This is a genomic window from Acinetobacter haemolyticus (assembly GCF_900406815.1).
In the GTDB taxonomy this organism is placed as follows: domain Bacteria; phylum Pseudomonadota; class Gammaproteobacteria; order Pseudomonadales; family Moraxellaceae; genus Acinetobacter; species Acinetobacter haemolyticus_A.
In genome coordinates this window covers 126,482-149,362 of record NZ_OVCN01000005.1, presented here as the reverse complement: position 1 = coordinate 149,362, position 22,881 = coordinate 126,482, and the positions used below count along the sequence as shown (strand labels likewise).

Annotated in this window: 24 protein-coding genes; 13 read left to right on the top strand and 11 right to left on the bottom strand. The window is 38.4% G+C overall.

The window, feature by feature from the left end; genetic code table 11:
- Nucleotides 1–4: 4 nt before the first annotated feature.
- On the bottom strand, nt 5–889 hold the full coding sequence (gigC, locus tag DK207_RS05175) for a LysR family transcriptional regulator GigC (RefSeq protein ID WP_075316071.1): 885 nt from the start codon (nt 887–889) through the stop codon (nt 5–7).
- 108 nt (nt 890–997) lie between these two features.
- On the opposite strand from gigC, the gene DK207_RS05170 reads away from it, so the two are divergent.
- The gene (locus DK207_RS05170) at nt 998–1,759 is read left to right on the top strand and encodes a ferredoxin--NADP reductase (RefSeq protein WP_109440245.1); all 762 of its coding nucleotides are present in this window, start codon (nt 998–1,000) and stop codon (nt 1,757–1,759) included.
- Between the two features lie 34 nt (nt 1,760–1,793).
- Here the strand turns inward: DK207_RS05170 and DK207_RS05165 are convergent, their stop codons facing one another.
- Complete coding sequence (locus DK207_RS05165) at nt 1,794–2,216, bottom strand: hypothetical protein (protein ID WP_005091558.1); 423 nt, start codon at nt 2,214–2,216, stop codon at nt 1,794–1,796.
- Nucleotides 2,217–2,421: 205 nt separating this feature from the next.
- Between DK207_RS05165 and DK207_RS05160 the strand changes: the two genes are divergently transcribed.
- The 3 genes from DK207_RS05160 (at nt 2,422) to DK207_RS15815 (ending at nt 4,896) form a co-directional block, all read left to right on the top strand.
- Nucleotides 2,422–2,622, top strand: coding sequence for a hypothetical protein (locus tag DK207_RS05160; protein ID WP_005081354.1), 201 nt, complete (start codon nt 2,422–2,424; stop codon nt 2,620–2,622).
- 225 nt (nt 2,623–2,847) lie between these two features.
- On the top strand, nt 2,848–4,434 hold the full coding sequence (locus DK207_RS05155) for a mechanosensitive ion channel (protein WP_109440244.1): 1,587 nt from the start codon (nt 2,848–2,850) through the stop codon (nt 4,432–4,434).
- Nucleotides 4,435–4,719: 285 nt separating this feature from the next.
- A complete protein-coding gene (locus DK207_RS15815) occupies nt 4,720–4,896 on the top strand; it encodes a hypothetical protein (protein WP_171293626.1) in 177 nt (58 codons plus the stop codon).
- Between the two features lie 68 nt (nt 4,897–4,964).
- Here the strand turns inward: DK207_RS15815 and DK207_RS05150 are convergent, their stop codons facing one another.
- Nucleotides 4,965–6,167 carry an NAD(P)/FAD-dependent oxidoreductase gene (locus tag DK207_RS05150; RefSeq protein WP_171293625.1) on the bottom strand — a complete coding sequence of 401 codons (1,203 nt, stop codon included), beginning with the start codon at nt 6,165–6,167 and terminating at the stop codon, nt 4,965–4,967.
- 261 nt (nt 6,168–6,428) lie between these two features.
- Here DK207_RS05150 and DK207_RS05145 point away from each other — a divergent pair, with 261 nt between their 5' ends.
- Entirely contained in the window at nt 6,429–6,848 is a 420-nt protein-coding gene (locus DK207_RS05145) for a hypothetical protein (RefSeq protein WP_109440243.1), read from the top strand.
- Here DK207_RS05145 and DK207_RS05140 read toward each other — a convergent pair.
- The 5 genes from DK207_RS05140 to DK207_RS05120 all read right to left on the bottom strand — a co-directional run bounded on the left by DK207_RS05140 (nt 6,845) and on the right by DK207_RS05120 (nt 12,293).
- A complete protein-coding gene (locus tag DK207_RS05140; RefSeq protein ID WP_109440242.1) occupies nt 6,845–7,714 on the bottom strand; it encodes a 1-aminocyclopropane-1-carboxylate deaminase/D-cysteine desulfhydrase in 870 nt (289 codons plus the stop codon). The genes DK207_RS05145 and DK207_RS05140 overlap by 4 nt on opposite strands.
- A 65-nt stretch (nt 7,715–7,779) precedes the next feature.
- Nucleotides 7,780–8,949: an HlyD family secretion protein gene (locus DK207_RS05135; protein ID WP_109440241.1), complete on the bottom strand. Its 1,170-nt coding sequence runs from the start codon at nt 8,947–8,949 to the stop codon at nt 7,780–7,782.
- Between the two features lie 21 nt (nt 8,950–8,970).
- Nucleotides 8,971–10,626 carry an MFS transporter gene (locus tag DK207_RS05130; RefSeq protein ID WP_109440240.1) on the bottom strand — a complete coding sequence of 552 codons (1,656 nt, stop codon included), beginning with the start codon at nt 10,624–10,626 and terminating at the stop codon, nt 8,971–8,973.
- 12 nt (nt 10,627–10,638) lie between these two features.
- Nucleotides 10,639–11,187 (bottom strand): TetR/AcrR family transcriptional regulator, encoded by a 549-nt coding sequence (locus DK207_RS05125; protein ID WP_109440239.1) that lies wholly within the window; start codon nt 11,185–11,187, stop codon nt 10,639–10,641.
- A 128-nt stretch (nt 11,188–11,315) separates the two neighbouring features.
- A complete protein-coding gene (locus DK207_RS05120; RefSeq protein WP_109440238.1) occupies nt 11,316–12,293 on the bottom strand; it encodes an MBL fold metallo-hydrolase in 978 nt (325 codons plus the stop codon).
- A gap of 101 nt (nt 12,294–12,394) precedes the next feature.
- Here DK207_RS05120 and DK207_RS05115 point away from each other — a divergent pair, with 101 nt between their 5' ends.
- Nucleotides 12,395–13,429: a hypothetical protein gene (locus DK207_RS05115; protein WP_109440237.1), complete on the top strand. Its 1,035-nt coding sequence runs from the start codon at nt 12,395–12,397 to the stop codon at nt 13,427–13,429.
- Between the two features lie 83 nt (nt 13,430–13,512).
- Here DK207_RS05115 and metG read toward each other — a convergent pair whose 3' ends face one another.
- On the bottom strand, nt 13,513–15,582 hold the full coding sequence (gene metG / locus DK207_RS05110; protein ID WP_109440236.1) for a methionine--tRNA ligase: 2,070 nt from the start codon (nt 15,580–15,582) through the stop codon (nt 13,513–13,515).
- 200 nt (nt 15,583–15,782) lie between these two features.
- On the opposite strand from metG, the gene DK207_RS05105 reads away from it, so the two are divergent.
- A complete protein-coding gene (locus DK207_RS05105; RefSeq protein ID WP_109440235.1) occupies nt 15,783–16,244 on the top strand; it encodes a hypothetical protein in 462 nt (153 codons plus the stop codon).
- 36 nt (nt 16,245–16,280) lie between these two features.
- Here the strand turns inward: DK207_RS05105 and DK207_RS05100 are convergent, their stop codons facing one another.
- Nucleotides 16,281–16,769, bottom strand: coding sequence for a hypothetical protein (locus DK207_RS05100; RefSeq protein ID WP_109440234.1), 489 nt, complete (start codon nt 16,767–16,769; stop codon nt 16,281–16,283).
- Nucleotides 16,770–16,876: 107 nt separating this feature from the next.
- Here DK207_RS05100 and DK207_RS05095 point away from each other — a divergent pair, with 107 nt between their 5' ends.
- From DK207_RS05095 to DK207_RS05080, 4 genes are all read left to right on the top strand, one after another.
- Nucleotides 16,877–17,413, top strand: coding sequence for a GNAT family N-acetyltransferase (locus DK207_RS05095; protein ID WP_087539829.1), 537 nt, complete (start codon nt 16,877–16,879; stop codon nt 17,411–17,413).
- 192 nt (nt 17,414–17,605) lie between these two features.
- On the top strand, nt 17,606–18,142 hold the full coding sequence (locus DK207_RS05090; RefSeq protein WP_087539831.1) for a hypothetical protein: 537 nt from the start codon (nt 17,606–17,608) through the stop codon (nt 18,140–18,142).
- Between the two features lie 150 nt (nt 18,143–18,292).
- Nucleotides 18,293–19,522 carry an iron-sulfur cluster carrier protein ApbC gene (gene apbC, locus DK207_RS05085; RefSeq protein ID WP_109440233.1) on the top strand — a complete coding sequence of 410 codons (1,230 nt, stop codon included), beginning with the start codon at nt 18,293–18,295 and terminating at the stop codon, nt 19,520–19,522.
- Nucleotides 19,523–19,650: 128 nt separating this feature from the next.
- Nucleotides 19,651–20,523 (top strand): 5'-methylthioadenosine/S-adenosylhomocysteine nucleosidase, encoded by an 873-nt coding sequence (locus DK207_RS05080; protein WP_109440232.1) that lies wholly within the window; start codon nt 19,651–19,653, stop codon nt 20,521–20,523.
- 18 nt (nt 20,524–20,541) lie between these two features.
- Here the strand turns inward: DK207_RS05080 and DK207_RS05075 are convergent, their stop codons facing one another.
- A complete protein-coding gene (locus DK207_RS05075; RefSeq protein WP_109440231.1) occupies nt 20,542–21,099 on the bottom strand; it encodes a DUF2062 domain-containing protein in 558 nt (185 codons plus the stop codon).
- Between the two features lie 303 nt (nt 21,100–21,402).
- Here DK207_RS05075 and DK207_RS05070 point away from each other — a divergent pair, with 303 nt between their 5' ends.
- Complete coding sequence (locus DK207_RS05070) at nt 21,403–21,996, top strand: LysE family translocator (RefSeq protein WP_109440230.1); 594 nt, start codon at nt 21,403–21,405, stop codon at nt 21,994–21,996.
- A 100-nt stretch (nt 21,997–22,096) separates the two neighbouring features.
- On the top strand, nt 22,097–22,666 hold the full coding sequence (gene dcd / locus DK207_RS05065) for a dCTP deaminase (RefSeq protein ID WP_003653416.1): 570 nt from the start codon (nt 22,097–22,099) through the stop codon (nt 22,664–22,666).
- Nucleotides 22,667–22,881 lie beyond the last annotated feature (215 nt).

Below are 22,881 nucleotides of genomic sequence, written 5' to 3'. Positions count from 1 at the left end.
AGGATTAAACCTGATCTTCACAGAATTGTAGAAAGGCCTTTAGACCAGGCCCCTGATATTTTTGACGATGCACGAGCATATAAAGTGGACGTGTTAACTCCCAAAAAGGCGTATCGAGAATAACTAATTGTCCTTTCTCTTGTAGCGGTTCGATTGCTAATCTAGACACACAGGTCATCCCTAAACCACCCGCAACAATTTTCAAAATCGCTTCATTGTGGCCCAATGTTAAGCGAATATTTGCATCAGGTAGGTCTTGTAAAATTGCATTGTCGAATACTTCACGGGTACCAGAACCCTCTTCACGTAAGATCCATTCAACATCTAGAAAATCGGTTGCTGTGATAGGACGATTTAACTGTGCAAGAGGGTGATCGGGCGCACAACAAACAGCAAGTTCATCATTGCGCCAATGGATACATTGGAGTTGCGGGAGGTGACAAGAACCTTCAATTAAGGCTAAATCAAGTTGAAATTGATTAACGGCTTCGATCATTTGGCGTGTGTTACCAACTTGTAGTTGTAGATGAGCTTGAGGATGAAGCTGTAAAAAATCAGCCATCAGATCAGGCATCAAATAGTCACTAATCGTTAAGGTTGCACCTAAACGTAAATCAATACTTTGCAATTCACCTTTCGCCGCTTGTTCAAAAGATTCACAACGACCTAAAATTTCTAGTGCTTGGGGAAGTAAGAATCTACCCAAATCATTGAGTTGTAGACGTTTACCCAAGCGATCAAATAATGGTGCTCCAAGACCATCTTCTAAATCAGCTAAAGCCATACTTGCCGCACTTTGCGTGAGTCTGACAGCATCGCTCGCTTTGGTAACAGTTCCTTCTTGAGCGACCGCCACGAAAACAGCCAATTGGCGTAATGTCATGCGCATGTTAAAAGCCTTAACGTATTGAGAGTCTATATTTAGCAGACTCTAGAGTATTTATAAATAATCAGATCATGCTACCATGAGCACACTGTTTCGTGCCACGTTCAAATCATGTCAATTGAAAAATTTAGCGTAGAAAAAGTTTTATTGGTTCATCGTTGGACCAATACTCTATTTAGTTTTACTATGACCCGTCCAGCCCATTTTAAATTTACCGCAGGTCAGTTTGCGCGTATTGGTTTAATGGTGGATGGTGAATTGGTGGTTCGTGCTTATTCAGTTGTGTCATCGCCATTTGATGAAACCTTGGAGTTTTTTTCAATTGTTGTCCCTGAAGGCGCATTTACCTCAAACTTACAGCATCTAAAAGTAGGTGATGAGCTCTATCTTGAAAAGATATCTTATGGTTATTTAACACTTGCACGTTATCAGCAGCCATTACCAAAAGATTTGTGGTTATTGGCTACGGGTACGGGGTTAGCACCATTTTTATCGATGTTGCAAGATTTTGAAACGTGGAATAAATATCAGCATATCAATCTCGTTTATAGTGTTCGTACCGCTTCAGAATTGGCGTATGTTGAACGTATTCAGGAGATTGCAGCAACCTTTGGTGAAGGTCATTCTGGATTTCAGTTTGTACCTATTATTACCCGTGATCCAAACGCCAAATTACATGACCGTTTACCGATTTTAATTGCCAATGGTGAGCTAGAAAAAGCTGTCGGATTGACATTCGATCCAGCGACTAGCCATGTCATGTTGTGTGGCAATCCGCAAATGGTGGATGATACCAAAGAAGCATTAAAACAGCGTGGGCTAACCATGAATCGTCGTGGAGAGGGGAATATTGCGGTTGAGAATTATTGGTAACCAACCGAGAAAAATAAGTTGAATAGGATATGTGTTAATGAACAAGCATATCCATAAATTCACGAATTTCTTGAATTGCGGTATCGATGTCAGTGCTTAACCATGTCGGTTCAAACACACCTGTATAATGGGCTAAACGGTCCTGCGGTACCACAAGCCTGATTGGGCAGTCTTCTTCAAGTAAGCGCCAAGGTACAATTGGAACTTCATTATCTAAAAAAGGTTGCACATTTCGAATATCAATAATCATGGCATTGATACAGTCAGGTAAAGGCATGACTGAAAACTCATCGGTACGACGACGGAAATATTCAAGATCACCCCATTTTAAAATGTAGCTCGGCTTATTAAATTCAATAATACCAATCAAATGTTCATCACGAGTGTGATGCAAAAAACATTGATGGCTAACATCAGTGTCCAATTCAAGAGAAACGCTTTGTTGACTGTAGGACATAAAGCAGAACAGTGTGGAAATGAGGGCAAGTATTATAGCTTATTTTATAGTATTGCTAAAGCGCCTATATTTTATACAAAGTATATTGAAATATAAAGTAGAGTTATGCAACTAGGGCAACGATAGTCCGAATCTTCTTCACACAATGCAACATTGCGTATTGTTAATATAAAGCTGAACAGTAAAAAGGATGAGGGCTGCTATCATGCATGATTTTAGTAAGCCACAGCCTCATGTGGCGAGTAAAGAAGAAATTACCAAGAAGAGAAGATTACCCGTTTATATTTTGATTATTGTGGGAATCTTTTTAATCGCACTGCTTGTATTTATGGTTGCTGATCATTCGGCAAAACCCACTGCCCAAGTGATTATGTCACATTTGCAGTCGGTAATTTTAAATGCATAAGCAGTTTCTTATAGACCAAGTTTGATAATGGGAAAAGCCTGTTGATGTGAATCAATAGGCTTTTTTGCAATATTTTGCGGATTTTTTGTTGTATTAGTGATGCGATTCATTGATTGGAAAATAGACAAAAACTAAGGTGAAAGCATCCATAAATTATTTGCTTGCTCACTGAGTGATCATGAGTGGATCGTACAACATGTAAAAACATGACATAAGGATAACAACATGAATGATTTTTTTAGAGCCCCCTCCCAACGAGGAGGATTCGATGCCATGTACTACTGGGATCAGTTTCAGCCTATTTTAGCTGCAATCGTCATTTTACTAGTCGGTTGGATCGTGGCGTTGGTCATTGCTGCTGGCGTAAAGAAGTTACTACAAAAGCTGGATACCAATAATCGACTCTCTTCCGCGACAGGACAGAACTCAAATATTGAAAGTCTAATATCCAAGCTTGTTTTCTGGTTTGTGATGATCCTTGCGGTTGTCGGGGCCTTGAATATCCTCAACATTAGTGGTGTGAGTGATCCATTTAGTAATATGGTGGGGCGTGTACTCGCTTATTTACCAAATCTATTGGCTGCGGTTGCTGTAGGTTTCATAGGCTGGATCGTTGCTCGTTTAGTGCAAGCAGGTTTAACCAAAGTACTTGCGAAAACAGAATGGGATGAAAAGCTGAGCAGTGAGGTGGGTGTGAGCTCACTGAGTAGTAATATAGGTGAGATCTTTTACTGGCTTGTATTATTACTATTCTTACCGATTGTGCTTTCGATTCTGGGCTTAACTGGCTTGTTGATCCCTGTACAGAATATGGTAAATGATGCGATTTCGTATTTACCTAATCTATTTATTGCGGGTGTAATCATCTTTGTTGGTTATATTCTGGCAAAAATTGTACGCGGTATCGTGGAAGGTTTGAGCAATAGTCTTGGCTTACAAGCACAAGCACAAAAAGTTGGATTGTTTAAAAATTCAAATGTTTCTAGATTCTTAGGTTCATTTGTTTTTGCTATTATTATCATTACTAGTTTGATTGTTGCTTTTGAAGCGTTGGGCATAGAAGCTATTTCACAACCTGCCACTGCGATGCTGAATGACATTATGCTTGCTATACCACAAATCATTGCTGCAGCATTGATTTTAATCGTAGCTTATGTCGTTTCTCGCTTTGTTGGACGATTAGTCGCTGAACTGATTTCTGGGGCTGGTGTTGATGAAGTTCCAATGAAGCTGGATTTACAGCGCTTCCTTGGTCAAACACGTGTGTCTGATATTATTGGATATCTGATCGTATTCTTCACAATGCTCTTTGCAGTTTCTGAAGCTGCAGATCGACTTGGACTGGAGCAAGTCAGTGTGTTGATTGCGATGTTTATCCAATTCGGTGCAAGCATTTTGTTAGGTGCAGTGATTCTCGTCATCGGTTTCTGGCTCGCAAATGTGGTTGCTAACGTCGTACAACGTGGTGAGTACAATAGCTCTCGTTGGTTAGGCAACTTAGTACGTATCCTCATCATGGGCTTAGTGATTGCAATGGGTCTAAAAGCAATGGGTATTGCTGACTCGATTGTAAACTTGGCATTTGGTTTAACTTTAGGTTCAGTCGCAGTCGCATTTGCCTTGGCATTTGGTTTAGGCGGTCGTCAACCTGCTGAACGTTTGCTGACTGATTTGCTCGATAAGGCAAAGACTGAAGCAAAACAACCAAATCCTTTGCGTCCAGAGCCGCAAAACCCTGTCAATCCAGAACCACAAAATCCAGTGAATCCGGTGAATCCAACACCGCCAATTTCACCAAATTCGGATGAATAGAAAAAATAATCTTTGATTTTTTCAGTTAATTCGACCACTCTAACAGGGTGGTCGAATTGTTTATATCCACGCTATTGGTCGTTACAATAGAAGGGAAAAAGAACATTTCTGCGCTGTAATGAATGCTTTCAATCAAAAAAATGACCTATAAAGCAATTCATCTATATAGAGGGTCTGTTTATATTGCACCTTAAGAGTGATAGCGCTCATAGAGAGAGGAGAGGAAAATATTAACAAACCCTTAATGTCAGTCGTCTCAAAATAAAAAATTGATAGGAGAATGAAGTGAAGAGGCCAAATCGTGTATTCGCACCTATTATTATTGCTGGAATCACAGTTGGATTTTTAGCGAGTGCGTATAAATTTGTATTTGCAAAAGCTAATAATGAAAAGCAACAGCCACATGCAAGCAACCAGAAAACATCAACTTCAGAAGATACCAAGGTGAATGAACACCGATAGATTCTGCTGAGAGTTGAAGTAACAGCATTTAGCCCATGTCATGCTTTTAAGCTAAAAGGTGGGGGATTCTATACAAATTGTGCTGCTGCTTGTGCTGACGACCATGCCCATTGAAAGTTGTATCCCCCAAGATGTCCTGTAACATCCAAGACTTCGCCAATAAAATATAAGCCTTTTTGTTTTTTACTTTCCATCGTTTTCGAGGAGATTTCGGTTGTGTCTACACCACCGAGCGTGACTTCTGCGGTACGATAGCCTTCCGTTCCTGATGGTTTAACTATAAATGCATGCAGTTGAGTTGCGATGTGTTCGAGTTGAGCGTCGCTGATATTTCCAATCGCAATTTCACTTTGTTCCGCCCAAATGAGTTGCTGTAATTCCAGAACAATACTTTTGGCTGTAAATTCATTGAGTAACGTTCTGAGCAGAACTTTGGGTTGTGATTTCTTCTTATCTTTGAAAAATTGACTGAAATCTTGGCTTGGAAAGAAATCAATTTTAAAACTTTCACCTATATGCCAATAGTTAGAAAGTTGTAATGAGCTTGGACCACTTAAGCCACGATGGGTAAATAATAATGCCTCAGTAAATTGATGTCGCTCATTCATGAGTGTGGCATCTAAAGCATTTCCGCTCAAACGCGTGGTCACTTCTTTGAATTGGTCTGAAAAAGTAAAGGGCACAAGACCTGCACGGGTCGGGAATACATGATGTCCAAATTGTTTAGCAAGCTCATAACCAAAACCTGAACCGCCTAAGGTTGGAATTGATAAGCCACCTGTTGCAACGACTAGAGATTCGCAGTGATAGATACCTTGATTAGTTTCAATAATAAAACCCGAGTCTGTTTGTACTTTGACTTTTTCAACTTCGCAATGGGTTTGGATTTGAACACGCTTCGCTTTATTACACTCTGCAAGTAACAGTTCAAGGATTTCTTTTGATCCCTTTAAGGTAAATAGCTGACCTTGTTTACGCTCTTCGTATTCAATGCCATATTCACAGACTAAACCAATAAAATCCCAGTTGGTATAGCGGGTAAGTGCTGAGATCACGAAATGCGGGTTTTCTGAAAGATAATTTGCTGGTTCTACATCGAGATTGGTAAAGTTACATTTACCGCCACCAGACATCAAAATCTTTTTGCCCACTTTATTGGCTTTTTCGAGGACCACAACTGAACGTCCACGTTTACCTGCTTCAGCAGCCAACATCAAGCCAGATGCGCCAGCACCTAAAACAACAACATCAACTTGATGAACCATGGACATTACTCGATCAACGAAAAGCGGGCAATTATAAAAGATTTAAAGCCTTTTGAGTATGTTTATAGGGAGAGTAGTCCATATTTAACTTCTAAAAAGCTGTTCTAAATTCCTTTAGTATTGTTATAACTCATCTTTGTTATCAGGTAGTGGTGGTAGCTATGAACATTTTTATTAAAAAATGATAATTTAACTTTGAGCTTTGTATATGGAAAAGACAAAGGGAATATCGAAGTCTTTTTCGGCAATCAGATTTAGGTGTGAAACATGAGATTAAAAAGAATTCGTAGTGGAAAAAGAATAAAGTTTGTATTTATTATGATTGCAACTATTTTTTTAATTAGTTTTTTTATAATAAACTTTAATAAGTTAGGTGGGAATGGGGAATATATAATATTACTAGGTGTAATTATGTTGATTGTTACCCCTTTTACATTTTATATTGATATTTATGAAGATTTTTTAGTTTATCACTATTATATTTTTATCAGAAAGAAAGTCTATAAAAATGAAGTAAAAAAAATAGAGTATACTTTTGGGATCAAAGCTGGTGAACCAACCTATTCATTAAAAATCACATTAAAAAATAAACAATATGTAAAGATTAATGCTAAAGCTTTTGATTCAAAAGATCTAAAGGAGATTGAAAAATTTCTACAAGGTACTTTTGATATCAAAAAATGCTAGAGATGAGTTTTTCCCTGTAGTCCACCAGTATGAATCGTCAAAATACGGGTATCATTAAGAAAATGATATTGCTGTATTAAATCAAACACTCCCATCATCATTTTAGCAGTATAGACCTGCTCTAAAGGGATTGCATATTTCTGCTCAAAGTCCTGCATAAATTGCAGCAATTCAGGAGTGGTTTTGGCATAGCCACCGCAACAATAAGTATCGGTTAAAAGCCAATTTTGCTTATCGGTCCATTGTTGAATTTCTGATTTTAGAAAATCACCTTTGAGTGCCGAAAAGCCTAAAACTTGTTGCTGATCTGAACTACTTTCGATGATCCCTGCAATTGTTCCACCTGTACCCACAGCACAGCAAATAACATCATAATTTTCTCGATCTTCAGCAGTCAGTATTTCTTTTGTCCCTTGTATTGCAAGTTCATTTGTTCCGCCTTCTGGGATAATCAACGTATTTGGATAAAGCTGTTTTAATTGTTGTAAATATTCAAATTCATGGCGTAAGCGATATTCAGCTCGACTGATAAAATGCAATTGCATACCAAAATCTTGTGCTGTTTGTAGCGTTGAATTTAATGTTTGAGACGCGAGTTCTTCACCTCGAATTATGCCTATACTTTGAAAACCAAAATATTGTGCTGCATACGCCGTTGCTGCGATATGATTGGAGTAAGCTCCACCAAAAGTGAGCACTTGCTTATACCCTTGTTGATGGGCTGCGTGTAAGTTGTATTTCAGTTTAAAAAATTTATTGCCTGAAATCTGAGGATGAATCAGGTCAAGTCGTTTCACCGTCAGTTGAACTGGATAAGGCAGATCCAATGTTTGATAGGGAGTGGGAAAAGCAATGTGATCAAACATTTTGGTGAGTTAAAAATGGATTTGATCACATTGTAAATGGATTTGATTGAGAATGTCATTATTGCTTAAGAATCAGTATCCACGGATGTCACCACGGACATGCCAGGACGTAAATTTTCGATACCTTTCTGATCTGGATCAATCGCAATACGAACAGCGATTCGTTGAACCACTTTTGTGAAATTACCTGTTGCATTATCTGGTTTCAATACACTGAATTCTGATCCAGCCGCTGGAGAGATTTGTTCAACACGCCCTGTAAATTTCTGATGTTTCATGGCATCCACAGTGAAAGAAGCTTTCTGACCTATTTTCATATTGGCAATCTGCGTTTCTTTAAAGTTCGCAATCACCCATGTTTGTTGTGGAATTAAATAAAGTAATTGTGAACCTGCGGCAACATATTGACCAACACGAGGATTCACTTCACCCAATTGACCGTCCAGTGGTGCAACAATGGTACTGTAATCTTTGGTGGTATTGGCTTGATCCAATTGTGCTTGCGCGCTATTAACCTGTGCTTTTAGTCCAGCTTGCGCGACTTCTGCTGTTTTTAAAGCTTCTTGCGCCACCAAAATATTGGCTTGAGCCTGTTTGAGCAATGCAAGATTGTTTTGCGCATCGGCTGAGGCCTTATCTTGCTCAGATTTGGATGTTGCACCGCTATTGCCCAATTGCTGATAACGTTTCAGTTGTGCCAGTGATAAATCATATTGAGCTTTGACCTGATCTAGTTTGGCTTGTGCCGCTACGACATCGGCTTGGCGCTGTGCAATGGCTTGAGTTTGATTGGCAAGGCTATTTTGAGCCTGTTCTACACCTGAAACCGCTTGTGTAACTTTTTGATCATAGGTTGTTGCATCGATATGCATCAACACTTGACCTTGTTTTACATGATCAAAATCTTTGACCAGTACATCCTTGATATAACCATTGATTTGTGAGGACAATATCGTGGTTTTCCCTTTGATATAACTGTTGTCGGTCTGCTCAATCGCTGTATGAAAGGGGCCAATTTTCCATGCCCATAAGATGATGGTAATACCCACCAATAAAACCAACAGCATCCACCATAGGGTTGAACGCTTGGTTTCAATCAATTTACTTGCTGGCGGAGGAGGTGGTGGCACCTCAGCAGCTTGGGTTGCACTGTTAGACTGAGGTGATGCTTCAGCATTTGTTGCTGGACTTTCCTGAGTCTGTTCTGCGGGATTATCTTTGGTTTCTTCTGCCATAATATTTTCTCAATCAAATGTTTAACTCGAAATGCTGGTTAAGGATCTATTTTTTATCGTTTTATATTTCTCACGGGTATATTTAAATAAGCCCCACAACAAGAGAATAATCGCGAAAATACCATTGAGTACAATCACATCGTTATAGGCACGAACCTGTGCTTCGCGGGTCACTACTTTATTCAAGTTCTGCATGGCTTGTTTATTTTGCAAAACAGGATCAGTCGTATTTAACATGGCACTATGTTCATAACTTTGTATGCGTTGGGCGATGGATGGGTCAGTGGGGTTTAAATGGCTATTAATTTCGACTTTATAATCATAAGTATGCTGTTGTTGATAAGTGTTAAAAAACGAGGAACCGACTAAACCACCAAAATTTTGTGTGGCTGTAAAGAGCACAACAAAGGTGACTACGTATTGTGGGCCACGTTGTAAGGTACGTAAAAATCCCATCAGCAATAAAGGACCAATAAATACGCCACCAGCAAAACTGACAAGGAACTGACTTCGATAAAAGTTTGCAGGGCGCACATCACTGGTCAGGTGATAATCTAAGATACATGCGACTAAAATTAGAAATTCCGCCAGAAACAAATTCAAAATCAAGCGATCTTTATGAAAAGTTAATGCACTAAAGACTGAACCTGCAATAGTTCCACAAAAGATGACGCTATAAAGTGGAACAAATTGATCAGGTCCCATTCCCATGGTTTTTAGAAAATTAACAGCTGCATAGCTTTGCTCAGACATCAACAGGCGTAAGGCAAATGCACTAAAGATAAACGTTAGCAGGTCGCTTGTTGCAAGCCAGCGCGTCATAATCAGTGGATTGGCACGATAATGCTCATAAGTTAAACCTAAGACAATCAGGCAAAAGCCGATAATTAACACATAAGCCAGCCAAGGACTATCAAACCACCAAAGAATAGGGCCTTGCGTGAGAACAATACATAAGCAAGCAAAACCTGGCGCCAGTAAGGCAAAGGTAAAGAAATCTTGCTTTTCAAAAACAGCAAGACGCAGACTTCGAGGTAATTTGAGTGCAACCACCATGGCAAAGCAGCAAATGGCCAATCCCAGTTCAAAGGTATAAATCACATCCCATTGATTAGCGCTTAATAGAAAGGGCGAAATCATCCATGCCAGCGGTAGACCGAGTTGCTGAAAGCCAAATGCAAGATAAATACCTTTTGCTAAATCAACTTTACCAAATGCCTGCATGGTGTAATACATCCCAAGCGAACTTAATGGCGCAGCCGCAAGACCCGCAATAAAACGGACAATTAATGCCATTTCATAAGTTTGTACGATGAGATGGAGAATCAATACACCAATAAAAACCAGCAGACCGATCTCAGAAAATAGACGTAGGCCGTATTGTTGACGTGCTTTAAATAAAATTAAATTGGCGCTGACATTTGCCATCACATAGGCCGCAGGGAGCCATGCCGCTTGAGAAGGGGTTAAACCATACTCACCTTGGAAAATAGGTAAGTTCGCAATCACAAAGCCGTTACTTAAGCTGGCAGCAATACAGATAAACAAGCCAATAAAAAAATAAGCGAAACGTTTCGGTATGCTATGGGCAATTGCTGCGGGCGAACCCGGAAGTGTGGGACGCTCTTCAGCAGACCAATCTGGTGGAGTTTCAAGGTAGCGAGGGTTTTTATCCATATGATCCTCGAACTAAATTTTAATGCCGTTTAATAATAATTCTATTGCTCGTTTGGCTAGCTGAACTTGGTCAGCGGCAGTATGTCCCTGAAATGAAGAACCTAAGATTCCCACAATCATAGAAAAATCTTGTGGGCTAAGATCAGGACGGCACAGTTTATGTTGTATGGCTTGGTTAATTAGTGGTTGTAATGCTTTATCACGCCGTGCATAAATGTTTAACATGATTGGGTCATGACGATCAATAATACGCCAGTAATCAATAAGAACAATGAGATGGGGAACTTGTTCAACATAGCTTTCGATTAAGCGAAGAAAGCCATCATCAAAAGCCAGTAAAGCTTGCACATGATCTTCGAGTCTGGTCATAGCTTGTTCGAGTAAAGCTACAATCAATGCTTTACGATCAGCAAAATTACGATAAAACGTTGCTCGCCCTACACCTGCATGGTCAATGATGGTTTGTAAAGGAACATGCACACCATAGATTCGAAAAATCTCTTCTGCGGCATGGAGCAATTCATCACGATTTTGAATCGCACGTTGCTGACGTTTGATCATTTTGGGGATTCATAGAAAATTTAGCTACATTTAACGGACATTATTGTCCGTTGTAAATTTAAGTCATTTTAATTTTTGTTTTAGTTCGGTAAAAGCATGCATTGACGGGCAACACATGCTGATGGTTATTAATCTTTAAAATGTACGGGAATCCATTGATAGCTTTTCTGATCTGCTGAGTAAATATGCCCAATACCCGGAAATGGTAAATGTGGTGCAGCAATGGTTTGGCCATTTTTTGCAAAATTAGCAAATTGTTTTAAACGGGTTTGTACTGCTTTTTTCGGATCAATATCATATTCAATCGCAGTTTCGGGTTTATCAAATTGCACGGTATGAGAATGAACAATATCGCCAATGAATACTACACTTTGGTCTTTAGTTTTTAACTCATAACTGTAGTGCCCCGGTGTATGTCCTGCCGTGTTAATGACTTTAAAACCTTGAATTTCATCACCGAGCTTAAATGTTTTAAAACGTTGCTTGGCTTGATAGGGTGCAATAGCTTCTTTAATCTTTTCGACTGTACCTAAGTAGTTGGCTTGTTTGTCTTTTGGTAGTTTTGCTACTTGTTTTGGATCTAACCAATATTTAGCTTCATCCTCAGATACATAAACTGTGGCATTTGGGAAATTGGCAGTGCCTTTTTGACTAATGCCACACACATGATCTGGGTGTAAATGAGTGAGTAAAATCGTATCGACCTGTTCAGGTTTATATCCTGAAGCAACGAGATTTTTCAAAATAGAACCAAGATGTGCACCGAAGCAACTTTCTGCACCGCTATCGACTAAAACCAGTGATTTGCCTGTATTGACGAGGAATGCATTAATCGAGGTTTGTACACCTTTGTCTTGATCAGCATAGTATTTTTTTAAGATTTCCTGAACTTGTTGTGGTGAAATATCTTTAAACAAGCTTGGTGACATAAAGTTAGTGCCATCGAGTAGAGCTGTAATTTGTACGTCACCGACTTGGTGCTGGTAAAAGCCAGAGACTTGTTTTTGTTGTTCAATGACTGGCAGGGTTTTGCTGGTTTCTGCATGGCTGAGTAAAGGGAAGCTGCTCAAGAATGATGCTGAAAGGAGTAGGGCTGTTTTTTTCATAGGAATTTTAATAAGTTTAAAATGATCACCTGTTTTAGCATATATTTTGAGATTAGATAAATATTATACTTCTATTACCTTTCATAAAATTTCAATTTTACATGCAAGACATAACTCAAAGATTAAATATATACCATGAGTATCTAGAAAAAATTATTTCAACATTGGAAACCTTTTCTGATGAAAAGCTTATAGAAGAATTTTTTGAGGAAAAAGAGATAAATAAAGCTATAGATCTATTTCAAGTTGTGAAATTAATGCGTGGCCACATTTATCAAAGTAGAAATATTAGCAATGCTGTCCTTAGTAGGATTGAAAGCTGGAATATGGATCAAAAGATTTTTTTTCTTGATTCAATTCAATCAGAATTGGAGCATCTGTTGAGTGTGTTCAGAGGTTATTCACATGTTGTACCTCAAGCAAATTTACCTAATTTTGGAGAGGGAGGATTATATTTTCTAGTCGAAGGGTCAGAGGCTTTGTTTTTGAACTATAAGATAATCCACGGGTATTTTATAGTTTGCCAACCTCTTTTTAACCGATTAGACGCTAGGATTGAAAAAGAAATTAACCCAAGCTTTAAGGCCAAGAATGCTGAAGTAGATGGTCTTATATCTGATCTAAATCTTTATAAAGGAGAGGTGTCATCCAGAAAAACTAAAGAAATATATAAGAAAAAGTATAAAGATTATAAGAGGATCGTAGAAGTCTATGAGTTTTATATCATGTTACTTGTATGTTTATCGGTTACTTTAGTTCTTGGACAACTATTTGCGCATAGTTTTTTTGATGCATTAAAACTATCTAATGTCATCACAATTAAACTTACGATTTTTGTTTTAATTGCAACTCTCTTTACCTATTGTTTTAAGCAAATCAGTTTTTATCGAAGAATTTCAGAACAAGCTCATCAAACATATATGGAACTTGAAGCATTGCCAGAATACTTAATTCATTTGCCTGAAAATAAACAAAATGAAATACGTTTTGACTTAGCTAAACGTTACTTTGGTCAAAGCTTATTTGAATCTATAAAAGAAGATTCAATTTCAATACAAGAACAAGCTAAAACAAATGCTGAGGTTTTAAAATCTACTTCTACCTTATTGGATGTTATAAAAAAACAGAATAATTAGATTGAGTAATCTTAATAGTTTATATGAGAGAGTATACGAAAAAGCCCCTACATTCGTAGAGGCTCTTATATGAGTTTAAATTATTAAGAAACTTTATCACCAGCTTTAGCACCAGATTCAGGTGAAATTACCCAAACACCTTCGCCATTACCCGCTGCAAGGACCATACCGTTAGAAATACCAAAACGCATTTTACGAGGTGCAAGGTTAGCCACCATCACCACCAGTTTGCCTTTTAAATCTTCTGGTTGATAAAACTCACGGATACCACTAAACACATTACGTGGTTCAGCTTCACCTACATTTAAAGTCAATTGAAGCAATTTATCCGAACCTTCTACCGTTGCAGCTTCTAAAACTTCAGCTACACGTAGGTCAACTTTCATAAAGTCTTCAATACCAATGGTGCTTGTGTTAAGAGCAGCTTCACCCACTTTAGGTTCAGGCTTCTTCTCAGCTTTCTTCTCTTTTTTCTTTTCAACTTTTGGCGCTTCTGCCGTAGCCGCTAAAGAGTCTTTCGATGCATCAACCATAGCTGCAACTGCTTTAGGATCAACACGCTGCATCAGCGGTTGGAATTGAGCAATTTCGTGTGCAACTAAGATTTGCTGACGTGATGCAAAGTCAAAGCTTTCAAGTTGTAAGAAAGACTGAACTTGAGCCGCAAGTGTTGGAAGAACAGGGGCCAAGTAAATCGCAAGCTGACGGAATAAGTTGATACCGACTGAGCAAACGTCATGAACTTGTTGTTCTTGACCTTCTTGCTTTGCAAGTGCCCACGGTTTTTTCTCATCAATATATTGATTCGCTTTGTCCGCAAGCGCCATGATTTCACGAATAGCCGCAGAGAATTCACGCGCTTCATAGGCTTGCGCAATTGAATCGCCCGCATCAATAAAGCTTCGAACCAATTCAGGCTCAGCACAAGTGCTAGAAAGCGTATTATTGAAATTGCTATTAATGAATTTTGCACAACGGCTGGCAATATTCACCACTTTACCCACAAGGTCAGAATTCACTTTCTGAACGAAGTCATCCAAGTTTAAATCTGAATCTTCAACTTTGTCAGAAAGCTTAGACGCAAAGTAATAACGTAAATATTCAGGATTCAAATGCTGTAAATAAGTTTCAGCTTTGATGAATGTGCCGCGAGATTTTGACATCTTCTGACCGTTCACCGTTAAGAAACCATTGACGAATAAACCTGATGGCGTGCGGTAGTTTGCACCTTCTAGCATTGCAGGCCAGAACAGTGCGTGAAAGTAAACGATGTCTTTACCGATGAAGTGATAGACTTCTTTATCGCTGTCTTTTTTCCAAAAGTCATCAAAACTTAAATCTGGACGTTTGGTTTTGATGTAGTTTTCAAAACTCGACATATAACCAATTGGAGCGTCTACCCAAACATAGAAATATTTGTTTGGTGCATCTGGAATTTCGAAACCGAAATAAGGCGCATCACGCGAAATATCCCAATCTGATAAACCTGATTCAAACCATTCATCTAGCTTGTTGGCAATAGACAAGGGTAAACGACCTTGGTCACGCGTCCATTTCTGTAAGTATTCTGAGAAATTCGGTAGTTTAAAGAAATAGTGATCTGATGATTTCTCAACTGGCGTTGCACCACTCAATGTTGAGCGTGGGTTTAATAACTCAGTCGCGTTATAGGTTGTACCGCAGACTTCACATGAGTCGCCGTATTGATCTTCAGCTTTACATTTCGGGCACGTGCCTTTAATGAAACGATCAGACAAGAACATGCCTTTTTCAGGATCAAACAACTGTGTGACAGGGCGAACAGCGATATTGCCTGCTTCACGGTTTTTAATATAAATCTCAGATGCACGTGCTTTGTTTGCATCGCTATGAGTTGAATCATAATGATCGAAATGCACACCAAAACCATCAAAATCACGAATGTGTTCTTTCTGAACATTTGCAATTTGCGCTTCAGGGCTGATGCCATTCGCTTCAGCACGTAACATGATCGCTGTGCCATGAGCATCATCCGCACATACGTAAGTCACGTCATGACCCATTGCACGCATCGCACGAACCCAAATATCTGCTTGGATATAACCGAGTAAGTGACCCATATGGATAGGACCATTGGCATAAGGAAGGGCATTGGTGACTAAAATTTTACGCACGGATATTGTTCTCTCATTCGTATTTACAAGGTGGATGATTTTACATGACTTAAGAGCGACTTGCACAAGGGAATCGGTGAAATCTTTTTAGCCTGAAGGGAATCTTATTTTGAAACTTCATACAAGCTTCACTTTGGCTTCAATCAAAGTACATCTGTTTGATCGAGAATAATCACAATATCAAAGAGAGGAAAATAAAAATGAGGTCTTGGTCATTAGTTTTTTCATCAGTCTCAGCCAGTTTAGTTTCTGTTTTTAGTTTTGTGATTCCATTTTGTTTGTTCTTAAATTATCGACAGAAGCATCTGCTTCATGTGGTCAGTGATGGCATGGAAGTTATGATGTATTTGACCCCAATCCTCATCGTTTTGGCTTTTATCTTTTATCTGATTGTTTTTGCAGTATTGAAACTGCCCACTCAGATTTTTGATTCATACCAGTTTTTAAAAATAAGTTTTGTGATCTTAGTTGCTTGGGCTTTACTGGTCTTAATGATTCTGTTCGAAGATCAAGTGAACCACATTGATTTCTCAACGCTAAAGATCGGTATTTTGATGTATTTCATGATGCTGCCGATTTTAGCTTTGAGTTGTATGGGGGCGAACAGTTGTTATTTTGTGATGAATAAAGTAAATCAAAAGAAGAATATGATCTTATTTTGATTAAAAAAAAGTATGTATCCCAAAGGATTACATACTTTACATCTGCTTAACGGTAACACTTTGCTTAGAGTTCTTTCTTAAAGAGATGATTTTCCCTTTAGACAAGAAATGGATGTGATAGCTTTTTAAACTATTGGTTTTGGGATCAACTGTAATTTCGGCAAAGAGTGGCGTTTGCCAAAGTTCATCACTTCCTAAAGTACCTAACCAAGCCTGAGCTTTAATTACAGCGGTAAATTCATCTTTAACTTGTAGATCGCTAATACTTAATTCACTGCACCAATGAACGGTCTTTGGAAATTCAACTTTTGAAAATTTCCAACAAATTGAAAGCGCCAAACTTGTTGCGATTCCAGCATAATCGTTGCTTTCATTATGAATGACAGGAAGTAATTGTTCTGCCAAATCACCTTCAAAAGAATCAATCATGCTTTGGATTCTTCTTTTACTCGAAAGAATATAGTTCAGGCGCTTTTGTTGAGCTTGCAGTTCATTTTGAATTTCTAGAAGTTCATTTTCATTCATATATAAAGCTTTATAAGTCAGGTTAATTTCACGATAGCGCAAAAGTATATCTGATCTAATTCTCTATATTGTGAATAGTTTTTAATACAAATTTAATGGTTCTAAAAATGATCGAAACACCAAGGCTGATTTTACGCCAATGGCGAGACACGGATTATTTACCTTTTGCAGAGATGAGTGCTAATCCAGAGGTTATGCGGTATTTTCCAAAAGTTTTAACGCGCGCTGAAAGCGATGTATATATAGATAAATTAAAGGCAATTATTGAAAAACAGGGTTGGGGCTTTTGGGCAGTAGAATTAAAACAGACTCAACAATTGATAGGCTTGGTAGGATTACATGATCAACCCACACAGTTTTCATTTTCGCCTTGTGTTGAAATTGGCTGGCGCTTAGATCAACCATTTTGGGGCAAAGGTTATGCAAAAGAAGCAGCAAATGCAGCCTTAGATTTTGCTTTTAATCATTTGCAGCTTGAAACTGTTGTGTCTTTTACCACTTTAGAAAATCTGCGATCACAAGCGCTTATGCAAAGCTTAGGGATGAGGAAATTAGTAGAATTTCAACATCCTGCTCTGGCTAAAGATCATCCATTAAGTTGGCATGTATTGTATGAGATTCAGCAGTCTGATCGTATCAAGTAATTTAGTTGTGTTATGCATTTATATGATTTTTATATATGAAAATTCAAATGGTTATTAATCAGCAATAAATTTGAATCATCCTGTATCCCATTTGTTTCAATTTGCAGCAAACACGATAACTGTAGGCAGAATCTTGTATAACTGTAATTGAAATCAACGACAGCTTTTACGAAATAACAAGAGGAAGATGACATGAGTAATGACAAAATTGATCAGTTAAAACAGTTCGCAGCAAAAGATTTAGAGCAAACCAAAGCAGACTTTCAGCAGGCTAAAGATAAAGTCAGCGAGCTTGGAAGTGACATCAAACAAAAAGGTCAGGAAACTGTAGAGGATGTAAAAAACTTCGCAGCGAAAGATATTGATCAAACTAAAGCTGATTTACAGCAAGCTAAAGATAAAGCCAATGAGTTGAAGCAAAAAGGCGAGCAAGCTTTAGATGATTTAAAGACCAATGCAAGCGATCAATACGGTGAAAGTAAAGCTGCATTATCAGCTAAAGCAGATGAGTTAAAAGAAAAACTGGCGGATACTCAACATGCTGCCAAAGAGAAATTAGATCACTTAAAAGAAGAGGCAACGCATAAATTAGAAGATGCAAAAGCCAAAGCAGTTGAGTTAAAAGAGGAGGCAGCTGCAAAATTTGATGATCTGAAAGCTCAAGCTAGCAGCAAGTTAGATGATTTAAAGAAAGCTGCCACTGATACGATCAATAAATTCAAAGGTTAATCACGATAAAGCTTTAACAATCGACGCTGATAGACAAAGATAAATTGCGACATAAAATTGAGCAATTACGGTCTTTGATATGAGCGTCGAATCTTCAATACTGCTAAACTAACCACATTCAGTGAGTATGATCAGTTTTTGGAGTACAAAATGTCGTGGCTTTCTTCCTTAAAATCCGTTTTTTCGCCTGCGCAAGAAGTGAAGGAAGATGAAATCCAAACAGTCCTTCAAAATTATATTCTTCCAAACTCTGAAAATGCCTTGAAAGATCGTATCAGCCAAGTCAATGTTCAAGGTCGCATCCTACAGCTCACGATCAATACATTTCCCGAAGAAAAAAATCATTTACAACAAATCCATGATGAACTTGCAGATGCCTTAGAAAAGTGTGGTATCCAAGAACTCAATCTGCATATTATTCAGCAGAAACATGCTGCCCATGGCGAGGCGGGACATAGTTGTTCATCTAAGCCAAAAACACAAAACACCAAGCTTCCTCCAGTAATGGATGCATCTCCGAAAGCTGAAGCAGACCCAAATAATCCTCCGATTGAGAAAGCTGCGCCTCAACAACGAGATGTTGCTCCACATCCACGTATTCAAAACGTAATCTTGGTTTCATCGGGTAAAGGTGGTGTAGGTAAATCAACCACAACTGTGAATCTTGCGCTCGCATTGCAAAAACTCGGTTTAAAAGTTGGGGTGTTGGATGCAGATATTTATGGTCCAAGTATTCCAACTATGTTGGGCAATGCTGGTCACACACCTCAGATTGAAAATGAACATTTTGTTCCTTTAGATGCTTATGGTATGGCCGTGATTTCAATCGGTCATTTGATTGGTGCGCATAACACTCCTGTAGCATGGCGTGGCCCTAAAGCCACTGGCGCATTGATGCAGTTATTTAATCAAACTCTGTGGCCAGATTTGGATGTATTGGTTATCGACATGCCACCAGGTACTGGCGATATTCAATTAACGCTTGCACAGCGTATCCCGGTGACTGGTGCGGTAATTGTTACTACACCGCAAAATGTTGCCTTAATGGATGCTGTAAAAGGGATTGAATTATTTAATAAAGTGAATATTCCTGTACTCGGTGTGATTGAGAATATGTCAACACATGTTTGTTCTAACTGTGGACATGAAGATCAAATATTTGGTACGGGTGGTGGTGATCAGCTTTCTGAACAATATGACATACCTTTACTAGGTCGTTTACCTTTAGATGCAAAAATCCGAGAGAATGCCGATAATGGTAAACCAAGTGTCATCACACAAGATGTCGCTTCTGAAAGCTATATCAATATTGCGGAAAGTGTCTTAAAACAGATGGAAAAACTTCCAAAACGTCAGAGAGATGACAAGCGCATTTTCTAACCGATGGTTATTTTTAAGTTCGGCCCAACATTTCGTTGGGCTTTTCTTTGTTTGATGTTGCAAATATATCGTTTGGTAAAATATAGCATGAGAGTTGCTTCATCACTATTTTATTTTCGAGTGATGATATGAAGTCCGTCAAAAGAGCTGTAAGTATTCTGGGATTGTGTAGTGCATTTTTACTGAGTGCTTGTAATGGTGATGATTCTCCAAAAGAGACTGAGCAATTAGAAACTAAATTACAACCCATCGTGATCCAAGGTGCCTTACCTGTCGAATCTGAACGTATGGCATCAAAATTAGATAACGTCAGTGTTGAAACTGTGGGTGGATGGAAGTTTTGGAAAGGAACTTATAAAGGTTATCCAGTGATCGTATCCAAAACACGTATGGGCATGAGTAATTCTGCCGCTGCTACAGCACTTGCAATTGAGCGATATCAACCCATTGCAATTATTAACCAAGGTACATCAGGCGGGCATGATCCTGCTTTAAAGGTGTTTGATATTGTATTAGGCAAATACACGACAAATATTGGTGCGTTTAGAACACCAAGATTACCGATAGGAGGCGGTTCAAACTCATTGGCATGGACAGAGGCATTTGATGTATTACCTGAAGATGAGTCTGACCCTGAACCGATTGCGATACGCAAATTTGAAGGTGATCAACAGTTATTGATTGCTGCACATACAGCAAAAGCTTCTTATAGCAAAGGGAATGTGGTTGAGGGAACGATTGGTTCAGCAGATGTTTGGAATAATGAGCTAGATCGAATCCAGTTTTTCCATAATAATTATCAAACTTCTGTAGAGGAGATGGAGGCAGCTTCCGTCGCACAGATTGCACATCATTTTAATGTTCCATTTTTAGGTATAAGAATTTTATCTAATAATATTACCAATAATGGTGCATATAACCCTGCTACGGGTGAGGCATGTCAGGACTATGTACTTGATGTGGTTGAACAATACATGAAACAACAATTGGATAAAAACTAAAGACCTAGAAGAAATCAGCTACATGATTTCTTCTTGATTATTTTGAATTCTATTTTTCCAGTTTTTAATAACAAACCAGCGCCATAAGAGGTGAGTTGCACAATAAAACAATAAAGCAAACAGTACGGCTTCGATGATGAGCCCTGTAATTAAAATTTTGGCTAAATGCAAATCAATATGTCCATGACCGAAATTTTGTAACCAGTTGAGGATCTGATGTAAGACGCCAAGTAGCATGTCTTTATTAATCATATTGACGTGGAAGATTTTTGTACCAAACCAAAAACCTAAATATAAAATTGGGACAATGGTCAATGGATTAGTGAGCCAAGCCATACATAGTCCAAGCGGCAAATTTACTTCAAAATATAAAACCGTGAGAATAATGAAAAGGCTGTGGAGAGGAACTGGTAAAATTCCCCAAAATGCCCCAAGACCTATCGCTTTTGCAATCGAGTGTCGATTCACATACCAAAGCAATGGATTTAAGGTGCGAGTGCCGAATATTTTCATAAGTTTTAAATCGGCAATTTTTTCAGAGGAAGGAAGCCACTTTTGGAAGAATAGCTTAGGCATAAAATGGGTAAAGTGATGAGAAAATATCATTTTTATTTTAACAGTCGTTTCTTAGCTCAAACTTAAATTATGTACAATAAATGTTTGATTTTTCATGTTGTAAAAGCCAAAGTGCAGAGTGGGGTGGTGAATAAATCTAGGATAATGAGATGGTGACTTACAAGTTGCTAAACATTGACTCTTTAAAAAGATAGTAAATATAAAAGCTTAGCTGAAAGGTAGACATGACTCCTTACAGATATTTTTTTGCTATCATAGTATTGTTTAGATTAATCTAAAAACCTCTCTTAGTGAGGTCATTCAATGATTTCATGGTTTTTTATTGGTTTGGTTGCCACGATCTTGTTCACACCAGGTCCAACCAATACTTTGCTAGCATCTTCAGGTATCCAAGTCGGCGTACGCAAATCTTTATTGCTCATACCTGCAGAAGCGATGGGTTATATCATAGCGATTAGTGTATGGGGTGTGTTGATTGCTACTGTCTCTGCTACCTTACCATTGCTCCCAACATTCTTAAAATTATTGAGTGCGAGCTATATTCTTTTTCTAGCTATAAAATTATGGCGTACAGCAGACCAACAAGTTGCGTTGAATCAGCCAACGATCAGACCACGAGAGCTTTTATGTGCGACATTGCTGAACCCTAAAGCATTATTGTTTGCGTCAGCAATTTTCCCTGCAAGTGCTTGGACGAGCCAAGAAATATATTTGACTCATATGAGTACTTTCGTTGGGCTAATTGTTCCGATTGCTATGTTTTGGATTGCCGTTGGGGCAGCTTTAGCAACCAATAAAGTTGGATGGTTATCTCAAGCCAAATTACAAAGGACCGCATCTATTGTGCTCGTGAGTTTTGCGATCCCGATCAGTTATTCTGCACTTTCTAAACTCTAGTCGTTCTATCAGATTGCTGATAGAACAGCATTGTTTTCATTGGCAGCATTTTACGTTAAAGTAGCCACCAATCATCAACTTCGTTTTTGGATATAAAGACATGGCAATAAAATCTGATCGTTGGATTCGTGAAATGAGCGAAAAACACGGCATGATTGAACCTTATGCAGAAAATCAAGTTCGTTTCGATGAAAACGGAGAAAAGTTGATTTCCTATGGGGTATCAAGCTATGGCTATGATGTCCGTTGTGCGCGTGAATTCAAAGTATTTACCAATGTACACTCTGCAATTGTAGATCCAAAAAACTTTGATGATAAAAGCTTTATTGATATCGAGTCTGATGTTTGTATTATTCCACCAAACTCGTTTGCTCTAGCACGTACGATTGAATATTTCCGTATTCCACGTAATGTACTTACTGTATGTTTAGGGAAATCAACCTATGCGCGTTGCGGTATCATTGTAAACGTTACGCCGTTAGAGCCTGAGTGGGAAGGTCACGTGACCTTAGAGTTTTCCAATACAACAAACTTACCTGCGCGTATCTATGCAGGTGAGGGTGTCGCACAAATGCTTTTCTTTGAAAGCGATGAGGTGTGTGAAACATCATATAAAGATCGTGGTGGTAAGTACCAAGGTCAAACAGGTGTGACCTTACCTAAGACCTAAATTAAAAAACCCATCATTTAGAAATGATGGGTTTTTTAATACAGTCATTTAAAAAATTCTTCATTCATCATAATGATTGTTCAGACGAATGAAGCTAGCAATTAATAAAAAATAAGATACAATCATTATAATTTGATTTGTTTTTGTACAGGATCACGGAAATTACTACTGCCATATAAGTGAGTATTCGATCAAACAGAAACAAGTAATAAAAA